This window comes from Pseudoalteromonas luteoviolacea (assembly GCF_021654285.1).
GTDB classification, from domain to species: Bacteria; Pseudomonadota; Gammaproteobacteria; order Enterobacterales; family Alteromonadaceae; genus Pseudoalteromonas; species Pseudoalteromonas luteoviolacea_J.
Genome location: NZ_JAKFZS010000003.1, coordinates 106,617 through 128,546, shown reverse-complemented (window position 1 = coordinate 128,546; position 21,930 = coordinate 106,617). Strand labels below are relative to the sequence as shown.

At 47.6% G+C, this 21,930-nt stretch carries 2 protein-coding genes; both read left to right on the top strand.

From position 1 onward, the window contains the following. The first annotated feature begins 1 nt into the window (after position 1). Positions 2 to 9,874 (top strand): non-ribosomal peptide synthetase, encoded by a 9,873-nt coding sequence (locus L1077_RS03375; protein ID WP_237135597.1) that lies wholly within the window; start codon positions 2 to 4, stop codon positions 9,872 to 9,874. Next, entirely contained in the window at positions 9,871 to 21,915 is a 12,045-nt protein-coding gene (locus tag L1077_RS03370) for a non-ribosomal peptide synthetase (protein ID WP_237135596.1), read from the top strand. Before L1077_RS03375 ends, L1077_RS03370 begins: the two co-directional genes overlap by 4 nt. Positions 21,916 to 21,930 lie beyond the last annotated feature (15 nt).

The window sequence follows — 21,930 nt, the reverse complement described above, 5'->3', positions numbered from 1 at the left end:
AATGGAAAATTCAGCGATTGAAACTTTATTGGCCGAGTTAGATGGCCAAGGGATCTATATCTATGTTCAAGATGGGCGTTTAAAGCTCAGAAGCCGGCAAAGTGAAATACCGCCGCAAAAGTTAGCGCTGATAAGGGAGCATAAGCAAGCACTCATTGCATATATGCAGCGACATCATCAAAAGGTGGGTAAGCTGTCGCGCGCGCAGCAGCGTATTTGGTTTATCGAGCAATACGAAACACAGCTCAATGCGTACAACATGGCGGGATTGTTACGCCTATCTAAAGCATATAACGCGGCACAAATAGAAAGCGCATTAAATGCGGTGTTACAGCGTTATGATGTACTGCGCAGTCAATTCAAGCAGCAAGATGGCGAGGTTGTCCAGAGTGTTAATCGTGATGTAAAACTGACCTTACAAGTGCAATCTGTGGCAGGCGATATTGACAGTGAAGCTGCCGCGAAGAAGGTACAGGATGAGTTATCTTATCAATTTGATTTAGAGTCAGAGCTATTAGTAAGAGCGCGCTTGTTGGTGGCGCAGGAGCAAGGTCAATGGCTATATGTGTGTATGCACCATATTGTCGCCGACGGCTGGTCAATTCGACTGTTTACGCAGTCACTGATTGATGAACTAGCGGGACAAGCTGAAGCACAAAAAACGCTTCAATATTTGGACTTTGTGCACTGGGAAAACAAATACCAGCAAAGCAGTGCGTATCAACAGCAGTTGAGTTACTGGCAGCAACAACTGGCAGACCTATCAGTTTTTGAGTTGCCGACCAGTGTGCCACGTGAAGCACACAAGCAATATCAAGGTGCCAAACTAGAGGCGTCTATTTCACAGTCTCTGGCGCAGCGCTTTTCTGCATTGTGCCAACAGTTAGGTGTTACCCCATTTGCAGGCTATTTAGGGGTATTTTATGCCCTTTTACATCGCTATGGGCAAGCTGAAGATATTACCCTAGGTGTGCCGGTTTTAAATCGCACTCAAGCTGAATTTGAACAGGTAGTCGGCTGCTTTATTAATACGCTGCCGATGCGAGCACGATTGCATGGTCAGCAGTCGTTAGAGCAAATTTTGACCCAAACTCACCAATTAGTAAAAGCCGGTCTTGAACACCAAAGTGTTGCAGTGGAAGAGATCATAGATGCATTAGATTTGGCAAAATCCACCGCGCATTCGGCGCTGTTCCAAATATTGTTTAACTACAATGGCATAGCACAGAGAGTCGTGTGTAATGATGAGCTCAGTGCTGAGCTTTTTGATTTGGACAATCACACTGCCAAGTACGATCTGACCTTGAGTATCACAGATGATCATGATGGCATACAGCTGAGCCTAGATTATGCAAAGCAGCTGTTTGATGCCCGATTTGTGCAGCAATTTACAGACGATTATACAGCCTTGATTGATATGGCCTGTCGCTCTACAGAGCAAGTTATCGGTCAAATTTCACTGCCTTCTTCGCTACCGATATTGGGAGCTGCACAGCCGAGTGCTGCACCAGTGAGTGTCATTGAGGGGCTTTATCACAGCGCTCAGCGCCATCCAGAGCGTACAGCGTTGATCCAGGAAAACGCAGAGAGTGGGCAAGCCGCTTCGGTGATGAGCTATGATGCGTTAATCACGCAATTAGAAGGCGTGGCTCTGCGCCTATATGCACTGCATCAGCCTGCATCATCACCGATCACGTTATTAGTTCGGCGTGATATTCAAAGCTTAATTTGGATGCTTGGCGCGATGCGCGCGGGCATCGCGTATTTGCCTATCGATGCAGCGACGCCAGTGGAGCGTATCTCGGAAATCATGTCACAAGCAGGTAGTCAGCGTGTGTTATGTGCGAGTGAGCACTTGGCACAGATAGAAAAGCTGCAAGAGGGTGGTATAGATGTGCTCGATATAAGCCGTCTATATGCGCAAAGTGTACAGCAAAGCTTGCCCAATATGCCATTAGGTGAAGACATTGCTTATGTAATGTTTACCTCTGGCAGTACAGGTAAACCAAAAGGTGCGGTGGTATCGCACCATGCCCTGGCAAGGTATGTCGCGGGCGTATCTGAGCGTGTGACATTCACTCCAGAGACATGTTCAGCGGTCGTCACAGGGCTTGCGACTGATTTAGGGCTTACAGGGATATTTCCAGTGCTAATGGGGGCTGGCTCTGTACTGCTATGCGATAGCACGGAACCTGAATTGCTTGTGAAAGCATGTCATCAGCACGACGTAAACCTGATAAAGCTCACCCCTTCTTTTGCACACGTGTTATTGCCTTGGTTGCAGCAATCCACTTTACATGTGGAGCAGTGGATACTCGGTGGTGAGGCGCTTAGTTTGACCTTAGTGCAGCAGCTTCGAGACTTAAACTCTGATGCACGATTGTTTAATCACTATGGGCCAACTGAGGCGTGTATCGGAGTGTGTACCTTTGAGATCCCAACTGAGCATGATTTGGAGTCAATCCCTATCGGTGCGCCATTTAATCATATTAGATTCGCGATATTAGATGCGCAGCAACAACCCGTGTGTGCGGGTGTACCCGGAGAGCTTTACATTGGCGGTGAGAGTCTTGCAAATGGCTATATTAATGCCGCAAAAGTGACTGAAGACGCTTTTGTATCGCTTAAAGTCGGTGATGGCGATTCAGCCCGTTATTATCGTACTGGCGACCAAGTTAAATGTAATTTTGACGGCCAAGTCGAGTTTTTAGGCAGGCTGGATAAGCAACTTAAAATCAATGGCTTTAGAGTTGATATTGCTGAAGTTGAAAGCAAGCTACAAACGCTGGAGAAAGTGCAAGAAGTCGCGGTGATCTGCCGCCAAGTTGCACAACAAAACATGCTGGTGGGCTACTTTGTGCCAGATGATAAACGCATTGAACTGACGCAGTGTGAATCTGCAATTCGACAGCAGTTAAAACAGCAATTACCTGCGCATATGATCCCCGCATATTTGATCAAACAAGCCTCCCTGCCCAAGCTGAATAATGGAAAAATAGACCGCAGGGTCCTTGCATCGCTGAGCATAGAAATATCAGATGCAACGCGTGCACCGCAAACGGCACTTCATCATCAGCTCTTGGATATGTTTGCGACTTTAACAGGCTGTTCGGGCATTGGCATTGATCACAGCTTTTTTGCTATTGGCGGACACTCATTATTAGCCATGCGTCTACTCAATGAGGTTAAGGTGCAATGTGGCGTTTCTCTGAGTTTAAAGCATATTTTTGCGAACCCCAGCATAGCGGAATTGGCATTGTGTATAGAGTCTCAGGATGCGCAGATTGAACAGCTTCCTGTGAGGTCAATTGCAAAGCAGGATAGCTACCCGCTGTCTTTTGCTCAGCAGCGAATTTGGTTTATAGACCAGATGCAAGGGCACAGTGAGCAATATCATTTGCAAGGTGCGTATCACATAACGGGCGAGTTGAATTGCGAGCGCTTAGAGCGAGCATTTTGTTCTGTGCTCCAAGCTCACCCCATGCTGCGTTTTACCTTCCATCAAGATACGCAGGGCACGGCTTATCAAAAAGACAATGCGGACAAGGTTTTTGCATTGAATTACGATGATTTATCAGCGTATGAAGGCAGTCATCAACAGCGTCTTATTGATGATATTGTGACGGCGGATACCAAGCGTGGTTTTGATTTAAGTACAGATCTGATGCTCAGAGCCACACTTGTAAAATGCACTCAAACCAGTCATATGCTGCTTATCACCATGCATCACATTATTTCAGATGGGTGGTCAATTGCAGTCTTAGCCGATGCATTAAGTCGTGCGTATCAAGCGAGTGAGCAGCAAAATTATGCCATTGAAACACCGCAGTTTACCTATTTAGACTTCATCGATTGGCAGCGCAGAGTATCTGACACTGAAAATTGGCAAGCAAGCCTAGACTACTGGCGTGAAGCGCTGGCAGAGATACCACAAGTGCATGCGTTGCCCACAGACAGAGCTAGATCCAATGAAGCGGTTCAAGGCGGGGAGCTTGCTTGCTTTGAGCTGCCGAACTCGCTTAGAGATGCGATGCATGTATTTTGCCAGCACCATGGATGCACGCGCTTTCAACTGCTAAAAACGGCGTTTAGTATGTGGATGAGCCGTGCACAGCAGCAACGAGATATCGTGATTGCCACGCCGGTATCAGGGCGCGAAATGCAGGCTTTTGAGTCCGTAATTGGCAATTTTATTAATACCTTGGTCTTGAGAGATAAATTTGCCACAGGTACACAGTTTAACGAGGCGCTACAGGACAGTCAGGCGCAGTTTTTGGCAGCACAAGCCCATCAAGTGGTGCCATTTGATGTGTTGGTAGAGGCACTTGACGTGCCACGTAACTTGGCGATACACCCGTTGGCACAGGTCGTATTTAGGGTGAACACCGAAGTCAACGAAACCCTACAGCTTCAAGATTTAGAGGTGCAACTGATACCGCAAACGGCACGCAGTGCCAAGCTTGATCTGGAAGTATGTGTCATCGATGATGCCAAGACATGTTGCATTGAATGGCTCTTTGATACTGCACTTTGGGATCTGCAGAGTATGGCAGACTTTCATGCGCAATATCTGTGGGTATTGGAGCAATGCCTCGATAACCCAGGTATAGCTTTGTCTCAGTTAACCCTGTGGCGTCCTGCTGTTTCGCAGGCTTTTATTCGTGCAAGTCAGTCAATCGAAGTGGTTAATTCGGAGGTGACTTCATGGGCGACGCAATTTAGCCAAGTTGCACACAAGTCCCCCCAGCGAACGGCGTTGAGTTTTGCAGCGCAAAGCTGGTGCTATGAAGAGGTTGACCGCATTACGAATCAGCTGGCGCATTGCTTGCTGGAAATGGCCTTCGAACCTCAAGCACGTATTGCGCTATTGTTGCCAGAAGGGCCATTGACCGTGATTGCTATGTTAGGGGTGCTAAAAGCAGAGCATGTTTATGTGCCTTTGCACCATGACACACCAGTTAAAACACTCGAGCATGTCATCTTGGATGCGGAGGTGATGTTGACACTGGCATTCAGTGAGAGCGCGGACAAACTGATAGAAGCAGGCAGTGACTTTTTGCTGCTCGATGATGCGCTTAGCGAAGACTCAATACTGTCTTCATACCCAGATACAGCACCAGACATTAATGACTTGCCTACTTGTGAGTTACCACTGTCCGCAAGAGATTGCTATATCATTTATACCTCAGGTTCAACGGGCCAACCTAAAGGGGTGCCCATTAATCACAGTAATTTGCAAGGCTATCTTCACCATGCCATGAGCAGTTATATGATGCCAGAGCCGCAGCACAGTGTGATGAGTACGCCTGCGGCATTTGATGCCACAGTAACGGCGATTGTGCCGACATTAATGAGCGGGGGCTCACTGACTATTTTGCCGCAGGGTGTGTCGCTCATCCCTGAATTAATCGATAAGCTGTGGGCAAAACAAGCCTCGTTATTTAAATTAACCCCCGCCCATTTACGTGCGGTTTTATCTCTGACGGACGACAAGCCAATTTGTGAAACCCTGCACCGATTAATTGTTGGTGGAGAAGCGCTTCAGTCTGATCTGGTGATTAAATTCAGAGAGAAGCTGCCTAATTGTCATATCGTGAATGAGTATGGCCCGACTGAAAGTACTGTGGGTGTCAGTGTTTTTGATATTCCGACAAGCATGTCACAGGCGGAACTGGCAAGTGCGCCAGATGTACCCATTGGCTCTGCGATTGAGGGAGCCACCTTACTCGTTGTCGATGAATTTGACCAACCAGTAGCACGGAATATGGCCGGTGAGCTCTTGATAGCGGGAAGTATGGTGAGTCAAGGGTATGTTAATCAAGCAGAGTTAACAGCGAAAAAATTCACATTGCGAAACATCACTTCAAACCATATGCAGTCTGTTTATCGCTCCGGTGATGTGGTGAAATGGCAGCTCGACGCGCACGGTGCACCCAAGTACCTTCGTTACTTGGGGCGCACAGATGAGCAAGTCAAACTGCGTGGTTACCGTGTTGATTTAGACGCTGTATCGCAATTTATTTTGGCGATACAGGGCATTGTTGATTGCGCGCTGACAGTAGATGACAATGCGCAAACTCTGATAGCACATGTGCTATGGCAAACTGAATCTAAATTGTCTGCGCGTCAATTGCGCCAGCAACTCTCTGAGGTGTTGCCAAGCTATATGATCCCTGCGGCGTTTCATACTGTGGCTGTAATGCCTTTAACTGCCAACGGCAAAGTGGATAAAGTGGCCTTAGTTGCAGGCTATGAAGCGACAAAAGAAGATACAGTTCAAAGCAATGTGGTCGCTCAGCATACCCAGTTAACAGCGCAGCAAAAAACGCTGATGGCGTTGTATCAAGCGATATTGCCAACAGCAAATATTGGTCTAGAGGACAGCTTTTTCGAGCTAGGTGGCCACTCTTTATTGGCGATCAAGCTTATCAGCCAAATTCGTCAACAAATGCAAGTTGATATTACTCTACCGCAATTATTTAAAACCCCGAGTGTACAGGCCTTGGCTGATGCACTACCGAGCTTTGAGCGGTTAGCGGCAGGCGATGAAATCCCAGTGGTTGCGCGCACTCATTCGTTACCGTTGTCGTTCTCGCAGCAGCGTTTGTGGCTTATAGACCAGCTACAAAATGGCAGCAGCCAATATCACATGCCTGCCAGCTTTGTCCTTACTGGAGAGCTTGACCTTTTTGCATTTAATGCTGCACTCGAGAGCATTATTACACGACACGAAGTGCTGCGAAGCGTCATATTGCCTGGGGCAAGTAATGAGTCACCTGAGCAGCTGATCAAAGATCAGGTAGAAGTGCCGCTGATCTATGAAGACATTTCGATGTTAGATGAAAGCGACAAGTGTCATAGAGAAGCTCAGCTAAAGGCGCAGTTTTGTCAAAAAGCCTTCGATTTGAGTCAAGATGTGATGCTGCGCGTTACTGTGATAAAACGCGAATTGCAGTGCTATTGGGTGCATTTCAATATGCATCACATTGCCAGTGATGGTTGGTCAATGGCCATTTTAGTCAAAGAAATTATCGCATTTTATCGCCATCATAAAGGGGAAGTAGATTACCAACTCCCTCATGCGCTGAGTCAGCCATTGGCGGTGCAATATGCGGACTTTGCGCATTGGCAAAGGGCACATTTCACACCAGACAAGCAGCAAGTTGCAATTGATTACTGGCGCCAGCAACTTGCTGGCAGCCCGCCAATTCATCAATTACCACTGGATTTTGCACGGCCCAAAGTGCAAGCGTTGGCAGCGAAGCAATTCAAAATGAAACTCAATGAGGCGACCACCGCAGCGATAAAAAACCAGTGTCAGACTGAGTCTGTGACCTTATTTATGTGGTTACACAGTGCGTTTTCGCTGTTGATGATGCGCATGAGTGGCGTAAATGATGTCGCGATTGGCTCGCCAGTTGCGGGGCGAACTCAAAAACAACTTAATGAGTTAATTGGCTTTTTTGTAAATACGGTGGTGATCCGAGCTCAGGCTGAGAAGCACCTCACGTTTAATCAGTATCTTGCTCAGCAAAAAGCCGTGATTTTAGATGCGTTTAAACACCAAACGCTGCCATTTGAGCAGGTGGTTGAAGTCTTGAGCCCTGAACGCAGCTTAAGCCACCAGCCATTATTTCAGATTTTATTTGCGCTACAAAACAATGAAGTTGTTGATATTGCCTTACCTGATCTGCACATTGAAGAGACGCCTTTAGAGTCACTTAACCTCAAGTTTGATTTAGAGGTCAATGCCATAGAGCAAGGGTCGGAAATTGAATTAGAGTGGCGCTTTAGCAGCGCGCTGTTTAAACAAAGCACCATAGCGGCCATGGCAGAAGCGTTCAATGTTTTGATTAATGCCGCTTTAAACGGTCCTGATTGGCCGATTAGTCGCTTGGCAATGCTATCCCCTGAGCAGCAACGAGTACTAGCTAAAGCTGCAGGCCATATCTGTGAGCATGATACGCCCGTGTGTTTACATGAGCGTTTTGAAAACGTGGTGTATATGCACAGGGATAAGGTGGCTGTCACTGATGCAGAGGGGCGCTCGTTGAGTTATGAAGCGCTGTGGCAACGAGCGGGATCTCTGGCAAGTCACTTATTGGCAAATGGCGTAAATGCTGATGATAAGTTGGCGGTGTGCTTATCGCCGAGTGCGGATATGGTGGTTGCATTGCTTGCCGTATTACGTGCTGGGTGTGCCTATGTACCAATTGACCCTAAATTGCCCGCCGCACGCATTCAATATATTTTGCAAGACAGTGGGGCTGCGGGTGTGATCAGCAGTGATGATTTGATACGCGGACTGGCAAATTTATCAGACTCGATTGCGCAGTCGCCGCTGACTTTGTTTTCAATCAAAGACTCGGCGAACTGGCCAGAATCGTTTGATCAAAGCTTGCTGCCTAAACCTCATGTTGATGCCTTGGCCTATGTCATTTATACCTCTGGGACCACGGGGCAACCCAAGGGTGTGCAAATCAGCCACCAAAATTTGCACCATTATGTGTCATTTGCCATTAGAGAGTATACCAACAGTACCCTTTCACGCGCGATAGTAAGCACCCCCGTTGCGTTCGATGCCACAGTCACCACCTTGTGGGGCGGCTTGCTGGCAGGGTTAGGTATCGAACTCATCGATGACAATGACACCTTGTTAGCTGAACTAGCGAAGCGCTTGTTTAGTCATGATTCCTACTTGTTAAAAGTAACCCCGGCACACCTTAAAGGCGCATTGGAAGTGGCTAACCAGTTGTCTTTGACCCGCCAATTTAGCGGGCGGCATTGTGTGGTTATCGGCGGAGAAGCGTTGTCATGCCAGTTGCTAAAAGCGCTGGATGTGTTTTTACCGAATACTCAGTGGGTCAATGAATATGGACCAACTGAGGCGACAGTCGGCACCAGTATTTACCGCTGTGACAGTCAAACGATTGAGCAGCTTATTGCAAGCGGTCAGAATGATGTGCCAATTGGTCAAGCGATGCCATACAGTCATTGTGTGGTGCTAGATGAGCTACAGCAATTTGTGCCAAATGGCGTATTGGGCGAGCTGTATGTGTCTGGCGACGCCATCAGTGCTGGCTATTTAGGCAAGTCTGAACTGACCGATGAGAAATTTATCACCCTGTCATTACAGTCAACAGCGCAAGCGGTAAGTTTTTATCGCACCGGTGATAAAGCAAAGTGGCAATTCGATGAAGCGTCAAATGCCATGCAATTAAGGTTTGCTGGGCGCATTGACCAACAAGTGAAATTGCGCGGGTATCGTATCGAACTGGACGAAATTGCGCACTATTTAGTGCAACAAGCAGAGATTAAAGAAGCTCAGGTGTTGTTGAACGAGAAGGGAGACAATATCGAGGCATTTGTTGTGCTCGAAAATGACGGCCAAACAGTGTCATTGCCCCAGTTAGTCGATGAGATACGTGGCATCCAATATTGTGAGCAGCTTGCATTACAGTTACCAACTTATATGTTGCCGCATCGCTTTATTCAAGTGACGCATTTGCCTTTGACTAATAATGGCAAGCTAGATACTCATTCCTTGAAAAGCTGGGCACAGCAGTGTCAAAGCAAGACTGAGGTGGTTGTGCCAAGCTCTGAGCTTGAAAAAGCGCTGCATCAAATTTTTGCTACTGTGCTGGCAGTAGATGAGTTTGGGATCACAGATAATTTCTTTACTCTGGGCGGGCACTCTTTGCTGGCAATTCAATGTGCTGGATTAATTCAAGAGCAGTTGAATATCGCTGTGCCGATGCGCGTGTTGTTTGAACGACCCACTATAACCGCATTGGTGAAGTGGATCCGGATCCACACTGCTTATGAACAAGCGCAACTTAGTGATAGTGATTCATCAGAGGAGATGTTCCTGTGATAACGAGTCAGACACTAGAACTTGAATCGCTGATCGCTGAGGCGCTAGATGCAGGGGTCACGTTATACGAAAAAGACGGCCGCTTGGCATTTCGTCAAAAAGGTGCTTTTCCTGAAGCACTTAAAAGCAAGGTCATCGCCAATAAAGCAGACTTAGTAAGCTATTTTCAACAACAGCGAACCCACACAGTGTTAGCGCACGATGGGACTATTCGTCCAATAGCGCGTACCGAACAGCTCCCGCTGAGTTTTGCACAAGAGAGTTTGTGGTTTATTGAGCAGCTGCATGGTGGCCAGCAGTATTACATGCCAGCCTCGTTTCGTTTAACTGGAGAGCTTGATGTTGATGCCTTGAAATATGCCATTGGACAAGTGATTGAGCGTCATGAAAGTTTGCGCTGCCAGTTTCTTGCTGGGGATGAGTCAAATGGTAAGCCCTATGCACGCATCATGCGAGACTTTGAAACACCGTTTGAGTGGCTTGATGTCAGCCAGTTATCAATTGATGAGAAAGCCGAGCAAATCGACAGCCATATTAAGCATTTTTGCACACGAGAATTTAACCTTGAAAGCGGCTGTTTAATCCGTGTTTTAGTGCTGTCTGATACGCATCAGCACCGGTTATTTTTTAATATGCACCATATCGTCTCAGATGGTGCATCTATGGCGAATTTAGTGGATGAAGTAGCGACCATTTACAACGCCGATCTGAGCAAGACACAGGCACAATTGCCGACTTTAGCACTACAGTATGTTGACTATGCGGCGTGGCAGCGAGCACAACTGTGTGATGAGAACCTCGCGGCCCACCTGGCGTATTTTAAATCGCAATTAGCGGGCCTGGATCCACTGCAATCATTGCCGAGTGATTGGCCAAGAATGGCCGTGCAAACAGAGCAGGGGGCGCGCTATGTGCAATCCCTGTCTCGTGATCTCACTAAGCGCATAGCTTCTTTATCTTCTGCGCAGCAAAGCTCACTTTTTATGTGGCTAAGTAGCAGTGTCATGCTGTTCATTGCACGTTTGAACCAGCAATCTCGGGTGGTAATTGGCACACCAGTACTTGGGCGTGATAACCCGCAATTGGAACACTTGATAGGTTTGTTCGTGAACACCTTAGTGATGCATGCTGAAGTCGATGAACAGCTTTCTTGTGAGCAATGGTTTGCAGCGCAAAAAGCGCGTAATTTAGCGGCGCTGGAATATCGTGCATTGCCTTTTGATAAATTGGTTGAACACTTAGGCCAGACGCGAGATTTAAGCCATCATCCTGTAGTACAAATCTTATTTTCCTTAACCCAACCGGATGAACAAACGTTGACGCTAAATGGGCTTGAGGTGGAAGAGTGTAAAGCATTAGATAATCAGAGCGTTGCGGTTAAGTGTGACCTAGAACTACATGCCCAGTTTGATGGTGAGGCTTTGGTGGTTCACTGGAAGTATGACAGTGATCTTTACCACAGGGAAACGATTAAAAATTGGGCAGGCAGTTTTGCAGTGATGCTCGAAGGCATAGTCAATCACCCGACTATGGCAGTGGGGGATGTGCCCTTATTGGATAAGTCACATGCCAATCAACTGCTATCTCAGCCGCAGTGCCAAGCGAGTTGGCCAGAGCAACACAGCATTGTCTCGTTATTTGAACAGCAGGTCATCAATGTTGGCTCGCGCACTGCGGTGACTAATGGCACATCTTCGCTTACGTATACCCAGCTTGGAGTGCGCATTGATGCCCTTGCCTGTGCGTTAATTGCTGAAGGTGTCAAACCTCAGCAGTTGGTACCTGTGAGCATGACGCGCAGTACCGACATGGTGGTCGCATTACTGGCGATTCTAAAAGCAGGCGGTGCTTATGTCCCTATCGACCCAAGTTACCCACAAGAGCGAATTGAATACATTGTAGCGGATATCAACAGTGATTTGTTGGTGTGTGATGAGCAAAGTGTAGCCTTGTTTTCTCAGCTTGCAGTGCGGTGCATTGTCGCAGATAGAGCAATTGACGCGCACAGTGGCCGACAATTTGTTGTGCCAAAGATACAGCCGGATCACCTTGCCTATATGATCTATACCTCAGGTACCACAGGCAAGCCCAAAGGGGTGCAAATAGAGCATCGCCATGTCGTACGTTTGCTGTTTACTGAGCCGAACCTATTTGATTTTAATGAACAAGATGTGTGGAGCCTATTTCACTCGTTCTGCTTTGATTTTTCGGTCTGGGAAATGTACGGCGCACTCTTGTTTGGCGGCAAGCTCGTAGTGGTTGATAGCCATACGGCAAAAGATACCGAGTCGTTTGCTAAGCTACTACTTCGCGAAGGCGTGACAGTATTAAACCAAACGCCCAGTGCGTTTTATGTGCTGCAAAGCTGTATGCAGCGGCTGGTGGAAGAAACCCATCAACAGCCAGCCATTCGATATGTTATTTTTGGTGGCGAAGCGCTGCAACCGAGCAAAATCAAACCATGGCGAAAACTGGTACCGACATGTCAGTTGATCAATATGTATGGGATCACAGAAACCACGGTGCATGTCACCTTTAAGCGCCTTAGCGATGACGACCTCGCCCTTGGTCAAAGCAACATAGGTAAACCCATCCATACCACGTCCAGCTATGTGCTAGACAGTCATCAGCGCCTGCTGCCGCAAGGTGCCATTGGCGAGTTATATGTCGGCGGTGAAGGTGTCGCACGGGGCTATTGGCAACGCCCTAAGCTAAATCAGCAGCGTTTTGTTGAACTGCATCTAGCAAAAACGCACAGTGAACGACTATATCGTTCAGGAGATTTAGTGCGACTGCTGCCGGATGGAGAAATGACATACATCGGTCGTATTGACGACCAAGTTAAAGTGCGCGGATACCGTATTGAGTTGGGTGAAATAGAAAATCAGCTCAGGATGCACCCTTGGGTTGATGAAGCGGTAGTGATACTCAACCAGCATCCAGTTAAAGGCGCTTACGTTGCAGCATTTATTACCGAAGGTGATGATGCGGCTTTTACTGATTTAAGTGCCCAGCTAAACACCTTTTTAAAAGCCACTCTACCTGATTTTATGCTGCCGAGCTTTGCACGCTCTGTGTCTAAGATGCCACTGACAGTGAATGGCAAGGTAGATAAAAAAGCATTGTTATCTTTAATTGAAATAGATAACGATAAAGCACCTTTTGAAGCGCCTACCACACCTGTTGAAATACACGTTGCAGAAGCGTTCAAGTCTGTATTGCAATGCCCCCATGAAGTTGGCTTGCAGGATGACTTTTTTACTCTGGGCGGGCATTCATTGCTTGCAGTAGAGCTATGTTATTACTTAAAAGCACACTTTGGCTTAGATGCCGTGCTTTTTGAACTGTTCCAATATAGCAGTGTTAAAGCGCTGGCGCAGCGGCTGGCTGATAAAGCCTCTGTCAGTGAGGCATCGGTAGTTCCAGCGTTGCAGTGTACACAGCAAACTCAGGGGCCTGTGTCGTTTGCTCAGCAGCGGTTGTGGGCGTTAGATAACATTCAAAGCGCTGAGCAAGCTGTCGCTGTTTATCACGTTCCCATGTCATTTTTACTTAAAGGGGAATTGAATTTAAGTGCTTTTAAAGCTTCTTGGCAGCAGGTAATTCAGCGCCACGCTATTTTAAGAACTGTGATATATATAGAACAATCTGGCGCACCGCAACAGCGCGTTCTCCCCGATTTTTCTGTGCCTTTGCAGGTGGTGGATGTCTCTGATAAGTCTGCTCAGCAGAGTGACCTTACTTGGCGTAAACTACAGCGCGATGATGACCAGCAGGCATTCGACCTTGAGCGAGACTTGATGATCAGAGTGCACTTACTGAAGTTATCACAAAGAGAGTTTAAGTTACGCATCAATGTGCACCATATTGCCTGTGATGCGCACTCTTTAAGGCTTATCGTTGATGACCTCACTGTGGCATATCAGCGCGCGTGCGATGGCATTACAGCGGATTTTGGCTGTGAGGCTGCGAAACAAGTGACCTATCTTGATTATGCAATATGGCAGAAAACACAGTTGCAAGGCGCGACACATCACGCATTTTGGCAAGGCTATTTGGCAGGGGCGCCTCAGGTCCATGAGCTGGCTTTGGATGGGATGCGGAGCAATAAATCTCTGCAACTCGGTGCAACATACATTAGCCATTTTGACAGCACTTTGTCTGAACATATCACTTTGCAATGCCAGCGTTTAGGGATGAGCCATTTTATGTGGCTACACACGTTGTTCTCTTTGTGTATTGCCCGTTGCAGTCAAGTATCTGATGTGGTGGTAGGTTCACCATTTTCTGGGCGTCACCATGCTCAGCTCAAAGACATTGTTGGCTTTTTTGTTAATGTACTCCCCATCCGCGTTCAGTTTACACCAGAGATGACGCTCGAATCCTTATTGGCTGCGCAAAAAGCGCAGATCTTAGCTGTACATGAGCATCAAGGGATGCCTTTTGAGCAAATATCAGCGCTCTGTGAGCCGCGAACAGACCTGAGCCATCACAGCTTATTTCAAATCAGCTTTGCGTTTGACCCAAAAGAGCACACTGAGTTGACATTAGGCGATATACAAGTCACTGCATTGGATGAGCCTAATAGTCAGGCAAAGTTTGAGCTCGACTTAACCTGTAGTGAGCAATCTGATGGCATACGGCTCAATTGGGTTTATGATAAAACCCTATTTTCTCATCATGCAATCGCGGGATTGGCTGACGCGTTTGAGGCCATGGTGAAAGCTGCGGTGACAAACCTAGATCAGCGGGTAACTGAACTACCATTAGTAAAAACTGCAACATGGCAAAAACAGATATTATGCGGTGAGCAACATGCGCTGCGCTCGCCGAGCGTACTGCAGCCTATTTGGGCTCACCAGAATACCGAGTCTGCCAATCGAACGGCACTTGTCGACATAGATGGCACATGCATGACTTATGGCGAGCTGCTATCAGCTGCCGAACAGTTTGCTGTATATTTAACTGAACAAGGGCTACAAAATGACGACCGAGTTATGGTCTGCCTACCTTCAGGGAGTCGGTGGATCACTGCACTGCTTGCGGTGATGCGAGTTGGCGCATGTTATGTGCCAGTTGACCCCAGCTATCCACAGTCTCGGATCCACTTTATTACCAAAGATAGTGAATGTAAGTTTGTACTAACAAATTCTTTAGGCTCTGATCTGTTTAATCATAAGGAAGCTGGCTCGGCTCAACTGATTGATGTAGAAGCCCTTGATGTGACGTCTACTCAAAGGAGGCCGTTGCCGTCGCTGCCTGCAAATTCCGCGCAGCTCGCTTATGTGATCTACACCTCGGGGACTACAGGTCAACCAAAAGGGGTGATGAATACCCACCAAGGATTAATGAATTTGTGCCAGTGGCATCAGCGCGCCTTTGCTGTAGATAGCCACTCTGTAGCGACACAAACTGCCAGTGTGGCATTTGATGCCGCGGCATGGGAAGTGTGGCCTTATTTGGTGGCGGGTGCGCAATTGGTATTTTTACCAAAAACTACCTTTAGTGATGCACGGCTATTGACGCAAGCAATGCACACGCACCAAGTCACCCATAGCTTTTTAGCCACACCGGTTGCGCAGGCGGTTTTAGCTGACAGCGAGTTTACCCCGCAGTCATTGCGTTACTTGTTGGTCGGCGGTGACAAGCTTGCGCCAGTGGATACTTCAGGGCACCCATTTGCACTCATTAATAATTATGGACCGACGGAAAGCGCCGTGGTTGCCACCTCAGGTATTGTTGAGTCGGGCGCAATAACGCCAGATATTGGCCTGCCTATTGATAATACCCAGCTACTCATTTTAGACGCGCAGCAACAATTACAACCCATTGGTGCGATCGGCGAGCTTTGCATTGCAGGCGCCAGTTTGGCAAGTGGCTACTTGGGGCGCACAGCGCTTACCAATGAGCGCTTTATTAACTGGCGTGCACCCACAGGCGACGCAATGCGGGTATATCGCACGGGGGATTTGGTCAGACAGCTTGCAAATGGGCGTTTAGCTTACATTGGTCGTAATGATGACCAAATCAAACTGCGCGGTTATCGCATTGAGCTGGATGAAATTGAGAGTCAACTGCGTGTCCTACCTGAAGTAGAGCAAGCAATTGTATTGCTGTGTGATTCAGGTGAGGCGGGCGCCTGTTTAGTGGCCTTTATTTGCCAAACTGCTGCTTTGGATGAGCAAACACTTTCTAAGCAGTTAGAAGTACAACTTTGTGATGCTCTGCCAGCGCATATGCTACCCAGTAAGTATGTATTGCTGACTGAGATGCCGCTGACGCCCCATGGCAAGGTGGATAAGCCAGCGCTGCACATGCAAGTAAAGCACAAGGTTAGCGTGCCGAGGGTCAGTTCTGCAGATACCGAAGAAGGGCTGACAGAGTCGAGTCGTGCGTTATTACAGGTTTATCGTACGTTATTGAAACGGCCTGATTTACAGCCTGATGATGACTTTTTTGCCATGGGCGGGGATTCAATTTTAAGTATACAAATTGCTACTCGGGCGCGGGCATTGGGCTTTGATTTAGCCGTCTCTGATGTGTTGACTTATTCAAGCGTAGCCCAGTTAAGTACACATATCGCGCAGGCCTCTCTCAACACAGATAGCGCTTCGAGCAATCAAGTGACTTATATGCCAAGTCGTGGAAAAGCCAGTCTATTACCCACACAGCACTGGTTTTTTGAGCAGCAATTTGCATTGCCCACGCACTGGAACCAAGCGGTGATGTTGGGGCTAGATAAGAATGTCTCAGCAGGGCAATTAGAAGCAGCCGTTACAGCACTTATCGCACGACATGATAGTTTAAGGTTGACGGTAGCTGAAAACAACACACTGCATTTTGTTGATGGGCTTTATGCATCTGCCATTGTCCATACGTGTGACCTGAGCGCGTCAGATGGCTGGCAGGATGCGTGGCAAAATACCTGTCAGCAAGGGCAGCGGAGTTTGCAATTTAATGGCTCGCCTTTAGTGCGTTTTATCATGGCTAATACGGGCAAGCAAAATGATAAAAACCGCTTGTGTATCATTGCTCACCACCTGATCATCGATGGGGTATCTTGGCGCCTTGTATTGGAAGACTTATTTCATGCCCTGCAAATGAGTGTTACGGATGACGCGATCTCTTTAATACCACCTAAAGTCAGTATTCAACAAGTGTCGCAGGCGCTGCGAGATCATGCACAACATCATGCCAAGGTGGATGATTGGTTGCCAGCAGTGCAAGCTGCTCGTAAGCAAACATATTTTGACATACATGAACAAACAGCCGCTCAGGCATCAGTTCACAGCCTGCAATTAAAACTCACCACATCGCAGACGCAAGCCTTACTAACAGTTGCCAATAATGCTTATGGCACGCAAATTCAAACCTTATTGTTGGCCGCAGTGCATCTGACATTGTTTAAGTTAACTGATGCGCAATCTCATGTGTTGATGATGGAAGGGCATGGTCGAGAGGCATTACAGGGGCAAGTAGATGGCAGTGAGACTCTGGGGTGGATGACCGCCATGTATCCACTGCATCTTTTTGTAAATGCTACCACGGTGGGAGACATGATCTGCGCGGCCAAAGAGGCACTGGCTGCGGTGCAAGACAAAGCCAGTGATTACGGTACGCTGCGTTACTTGCATTCAGATGCAAAGGTGAGAGAGGTATTGGCGATAGACACCAGCAAATTGGTGTTTTTTAACTACCTTGGTCAACTTGATAGCGTGATCCACAGTGCGGGTCCACTAAGTGATGTGAATGAGTCTTGTGGGGACTTGATAGCACCAGAAAATCATTGTTTTTATGCGATGCAGCTTACATCTTCGATTCAAGCTGAGAGCTTGCGCATGCACTGTGACTTTGATGCAAAGCAAATCTCTCAGGCCACAGCTGAGGCGTTTGTCGCTCAATTACAAAGCGCGATAGATGAGGTACTTACTCATTGCTCAAAGCAAACAAGGCGTCATTACACGCTAAGTGATTTTAAGTTACTGCCCACCTGCTCTAATCGAGGACTCGCTCAGCTCATCGCCCAATACCCTGAGCAGGCTGTCGCAGATATTTACCCGCTCAGCCCACTTCAACAAGGGATGTGGTTTCAAACTCAGTTAGCAGAAGCGCAGGCCCAAGCAACAAGCCCTTACCTTGAGCAGTGTTGCTTTATGTTTGCTGGCGACTTTGATTGCGAGGCGTTTATCTACGCGTGGCAACAAGTCATCAAGCAGCACAGTATTTTGCGCAGTGCGTTTACAACGCTTGACGGTCAGCCAGTGCAGGTGGTGTTAGAGCATGCAGAAGTTCCTGTTGAGTTGGTGGATAGTCAAGGGCAGGAGGAGCAAGGGGTCTGTTTTGATCAGTTAGCTCAGCAGGCGTATCAGCAAGGTATAGTGCTGAACCAAGCGCCCTGTATGCGATTGCAATTGGTGTTAATGTCCGAGCAGTGTGTTGGCTTTATTTGGACCTATCATCATATGATCATGGATGGCTGGTCATTGCCGGTATTATTCAGTGAGCTGCTGCGCTTTTATGCTGCGCGCACCGATGGTCAAGTTCCGGCGATACGCTCAGATAACTTTGCAGAGTATATTGCTTATACACAACAGCGTGACCGCGCGGAAGAAGCTGCGTTTTGGCAAGCATATCTTAGCGATATCGACTCACCGACGTTGATCAGTGACTGTCTCAAAACCACTATCAATGCGCCTGTGCAATATCATGAATACCATCAGGTACTGAGCGAAGCACAGTGCCAAGGGATGGCTCAAACTGCCTCAGAGCTTGGGCTGACTGCCAATCAACTTATCCAAGCTGTCTTCGCTTATTGGCTGAGTGTTTGTGTGGGTCGCAGTGAGGTGATGTTTGGTCAAACAGTTGCGGGGCGGCCAGCTGCGCTTAGCAATATGGCCAGCCGTGTTGGTCCTTACATTAACACTCAAGCTGTGTATACCCAGATTGATATGCAGATGTGTGTCACCGACTATTTGCAGGGATTCAAAGCCAATGTGACTGCACTGAGTCAATTTCCGCATAGCAGCTTAAGTGATGTGCAAACGTGGAGCCAGATAGACAATCAGCAGGATTTGTTTGATGTGCTGTATGTGTTTGAGAACTATCCGACCGATCCTTTGTCCCAAGGGCCGAGCCTGCCGTTTGAAATCATCAGCAGTGACTATCAAGATCAGACCCACTATCCGTTATCTTTTGTAGTAGGCGGAGATAAGCTACTGTCTTTGACTCTGTGTTATCAAACCAGTGTATTAAATGAAGCACAGAGCCAGCATTTTGTCGCAATGTTGGCCCAGTTGCTCGAACAAGTCTGTGAGCAACCTACACAGCAACTGTGTGAACTGTCACACACCTTACATGGGCAAGTTGAGAGCGAATTTACCCGCTTTGAATTAGCCAATAAAGCACATACGGTTGACGAGTACACGCTAAAAGCTGAGACGCTCGCTGATGCATTTATGCAAACAGCGTTTGAACACAGCAGTGAAACCGCATTGGTCTATTTTGATAACGGGGATATCAGCCCCAGTGCATGTTTAAGTTATGCAGAGCTGGACGGGCAGAGTAATCGACTCGCCCACTGGCTGGTGGAGCAGGCGGGACACAGTGACTCGCAGCCGATTGTTGGAATTGCTATTGAGCCAGGACCTGATCTTATCATTGCCGTTTTGGCGGTATTAAAAGCGGGGGCGGCGTATGTGCCGATGACATCGGCACTGCCGCTGCAAAGAAAACAGCTGATAGTGGCATCGTGCCAAGCCGCATTAGTATTAACGGATAGCGCGATTTGGCAAGACCAAGTTGCACCATGTCCCACTTATCAAATTGATGACGTTAATGCGCAATTAGATTGCTATTTAGGCGACGCTTTAAAATCAGTAGGCTTAGGGTCTGATCTGGGCTATGTGATTTATACCTCAGGCACCACTGGCGTGCCAAAAGGGGTGATGGTGGAGCAGCGCAGTATCCTTAATTATGTGCGCAGCTTGTCAGCGCAATATGAGATAAATCGCACTGATAACTACCTGCAATTTGCCAGCTTTAGCTTTGATGTATTTGCCGAAGAGGTATTTTGCGCCTTGCTTAGTGGCGCGACTTTAGTGATGGCTGAGCCGTCTCAGCTGCTCGATACTGCAAGGCTCAGTGAGTTAACGCACAATGCGGATATTAGCTTAATGAGTTTGCCCACAGCCTATTGGCACCAACTGTGTGCTGCGCCTCAAGCTTTTGGCCCATCGTTGCGATTGATCACCATAGGGGGTGAGCAAATGCAGCTGGCGGCACTCAAATCATGGCAAAAAAATCAAGGTACTCAGATACGATTGATCAATGCTTACGGGCCAACTGAGACCACCATTTCAGCTACCTTGCAAGAAGTGACGAATTGGCAAGACGAAGACATTGCCATAGGTCGCCCTGTCAACGGATTGCAATTACATGTTTTAGACGCACAGCTTAGGCCGCTGCCTCAGTATGTGACTGGTGAGCTGTACATTAGTGGTGTCGGTCTTGCGAGGGGCTATTTAGGAGATACGAAAAAAACCGCTGAGGCATTTGTCATTGACCCTCATACCGGTTTGAGACTTTATAAAACCGGTGACTTGGTGAAGGTGAATGCACGCAACGAAGTTATCTTTTTAGGTCGCCGGGATGGTCAAGTAAAGGTACGAGGGTATCGTATTGAACTTGCAGATATTGAAAGTCAGTTGATGGCCATTGAAGGCATTGGCAATTGCGCGGTCGTGGTGCGCCAAGATAGCAGTGGCAATGAGCAGTTGGTTGCGTTTTTCGAATCGGCACGTCTACAGGTGGATACATCAGCGCTGCGCGAGATACTCAGCACTCAGCTACCAAGCTATATGGTCCCGCAACTTATCACCTCAATCGATGCGCTGCCGCATACCAGTAGCGGTAAGCTAGACCGCAAAGCATTAGTTGCCCGTGCAAAAGGGCTCAGCGTGCCAACTCACGCTAAGACAAAGCCACAAAGTCGCCTTGAGATTGGCATTGCAGCGCGATTTTCTCAGCTGCTTAAAGTTGACCATGTCGGGCTAGACGATGACTTTTTTGTGCTCGGTGGTCACTCCTTGTTGGTCATGCAGTTAGTGGCCGAGATCCAATCTCAATTAGCAATCACAGTGCCTTTAGCTGCCGTGATGCAATATAGCACAGTGCGGTCGTTGGCGGCTTTTATTGACACCCAGTGTGCCAAGCAGCCTCATCAGGGGAATACACCGACAAGCGTGATGTGTTTGCAGCAAGGGGAAGTGGGCTTCACGCCTGTGGTGCTGATAGCGGGCGCAGGTGGCTTGCTCATTTCATTTGTGCAGCTGGTGGATAGACTTGATGCACGTATTCCTGTTTATGGTTTGCAACCAGATTTAATTGCCGACAAACCTGATGTGATAGGGGATATTCATCAGACAGCGAAACATTACCTGCAAGCACTGGAGGGCGATTTTGAACAAGTCCATGTCGTGACACATTCATTTGGTGCATTCATTGGTTATGAGCTGTGTCTTTTGTCGCAGCACAGTGAATTGGCGTGTGCCTCGTTGACCATTTTAGATACCCCGCTGCCTAGTCAGCCCAGCACGTCTGTTGATGAACGGCAAATTGACAAGTTTGTGTTACATGACTTATGTGAATTTTTCAGTCTTTCGCCGCGACAAAATGAAATTGAGCACTATAGTCAAATGGCTGGAATGGCAAAGTTTGCGCTTTTGTCAGATTGGCTCTCACACGTTGACGTGCATATGTCAGCACAGCAATTAGCAACATTTTATCAAGTATATAAGGCCCAATTGCTGTCGAATTTGGTGATTGATACGCCGTTGTTGGCTGTGAAAGTCAAAGTCATCAAAGCGGCAGACACCAAAGAATTTGAGGGGCGAGCAGTGAAGTTAGACATGGGGTGGCAGCGTGTGGTGACGAACCTTACTGCACTGGAAGTAGCAGGAGATCATCTATCAATTTTACAAAACAAGGCGGACATGCAAGCGCTTGTTACGCAGATAGAAGATCACTACATACTGCACAGTTAAATGTAAATATTATGT

Coding starts and splice junctions, on each gene's coding strand:
- L1077_RS03375 (WP_237135597.1), top strand. CDS start 2: ATGGAAAATTCAGCGATTGAAACTTTATTGGCCGAGTTAGATGGCCAA.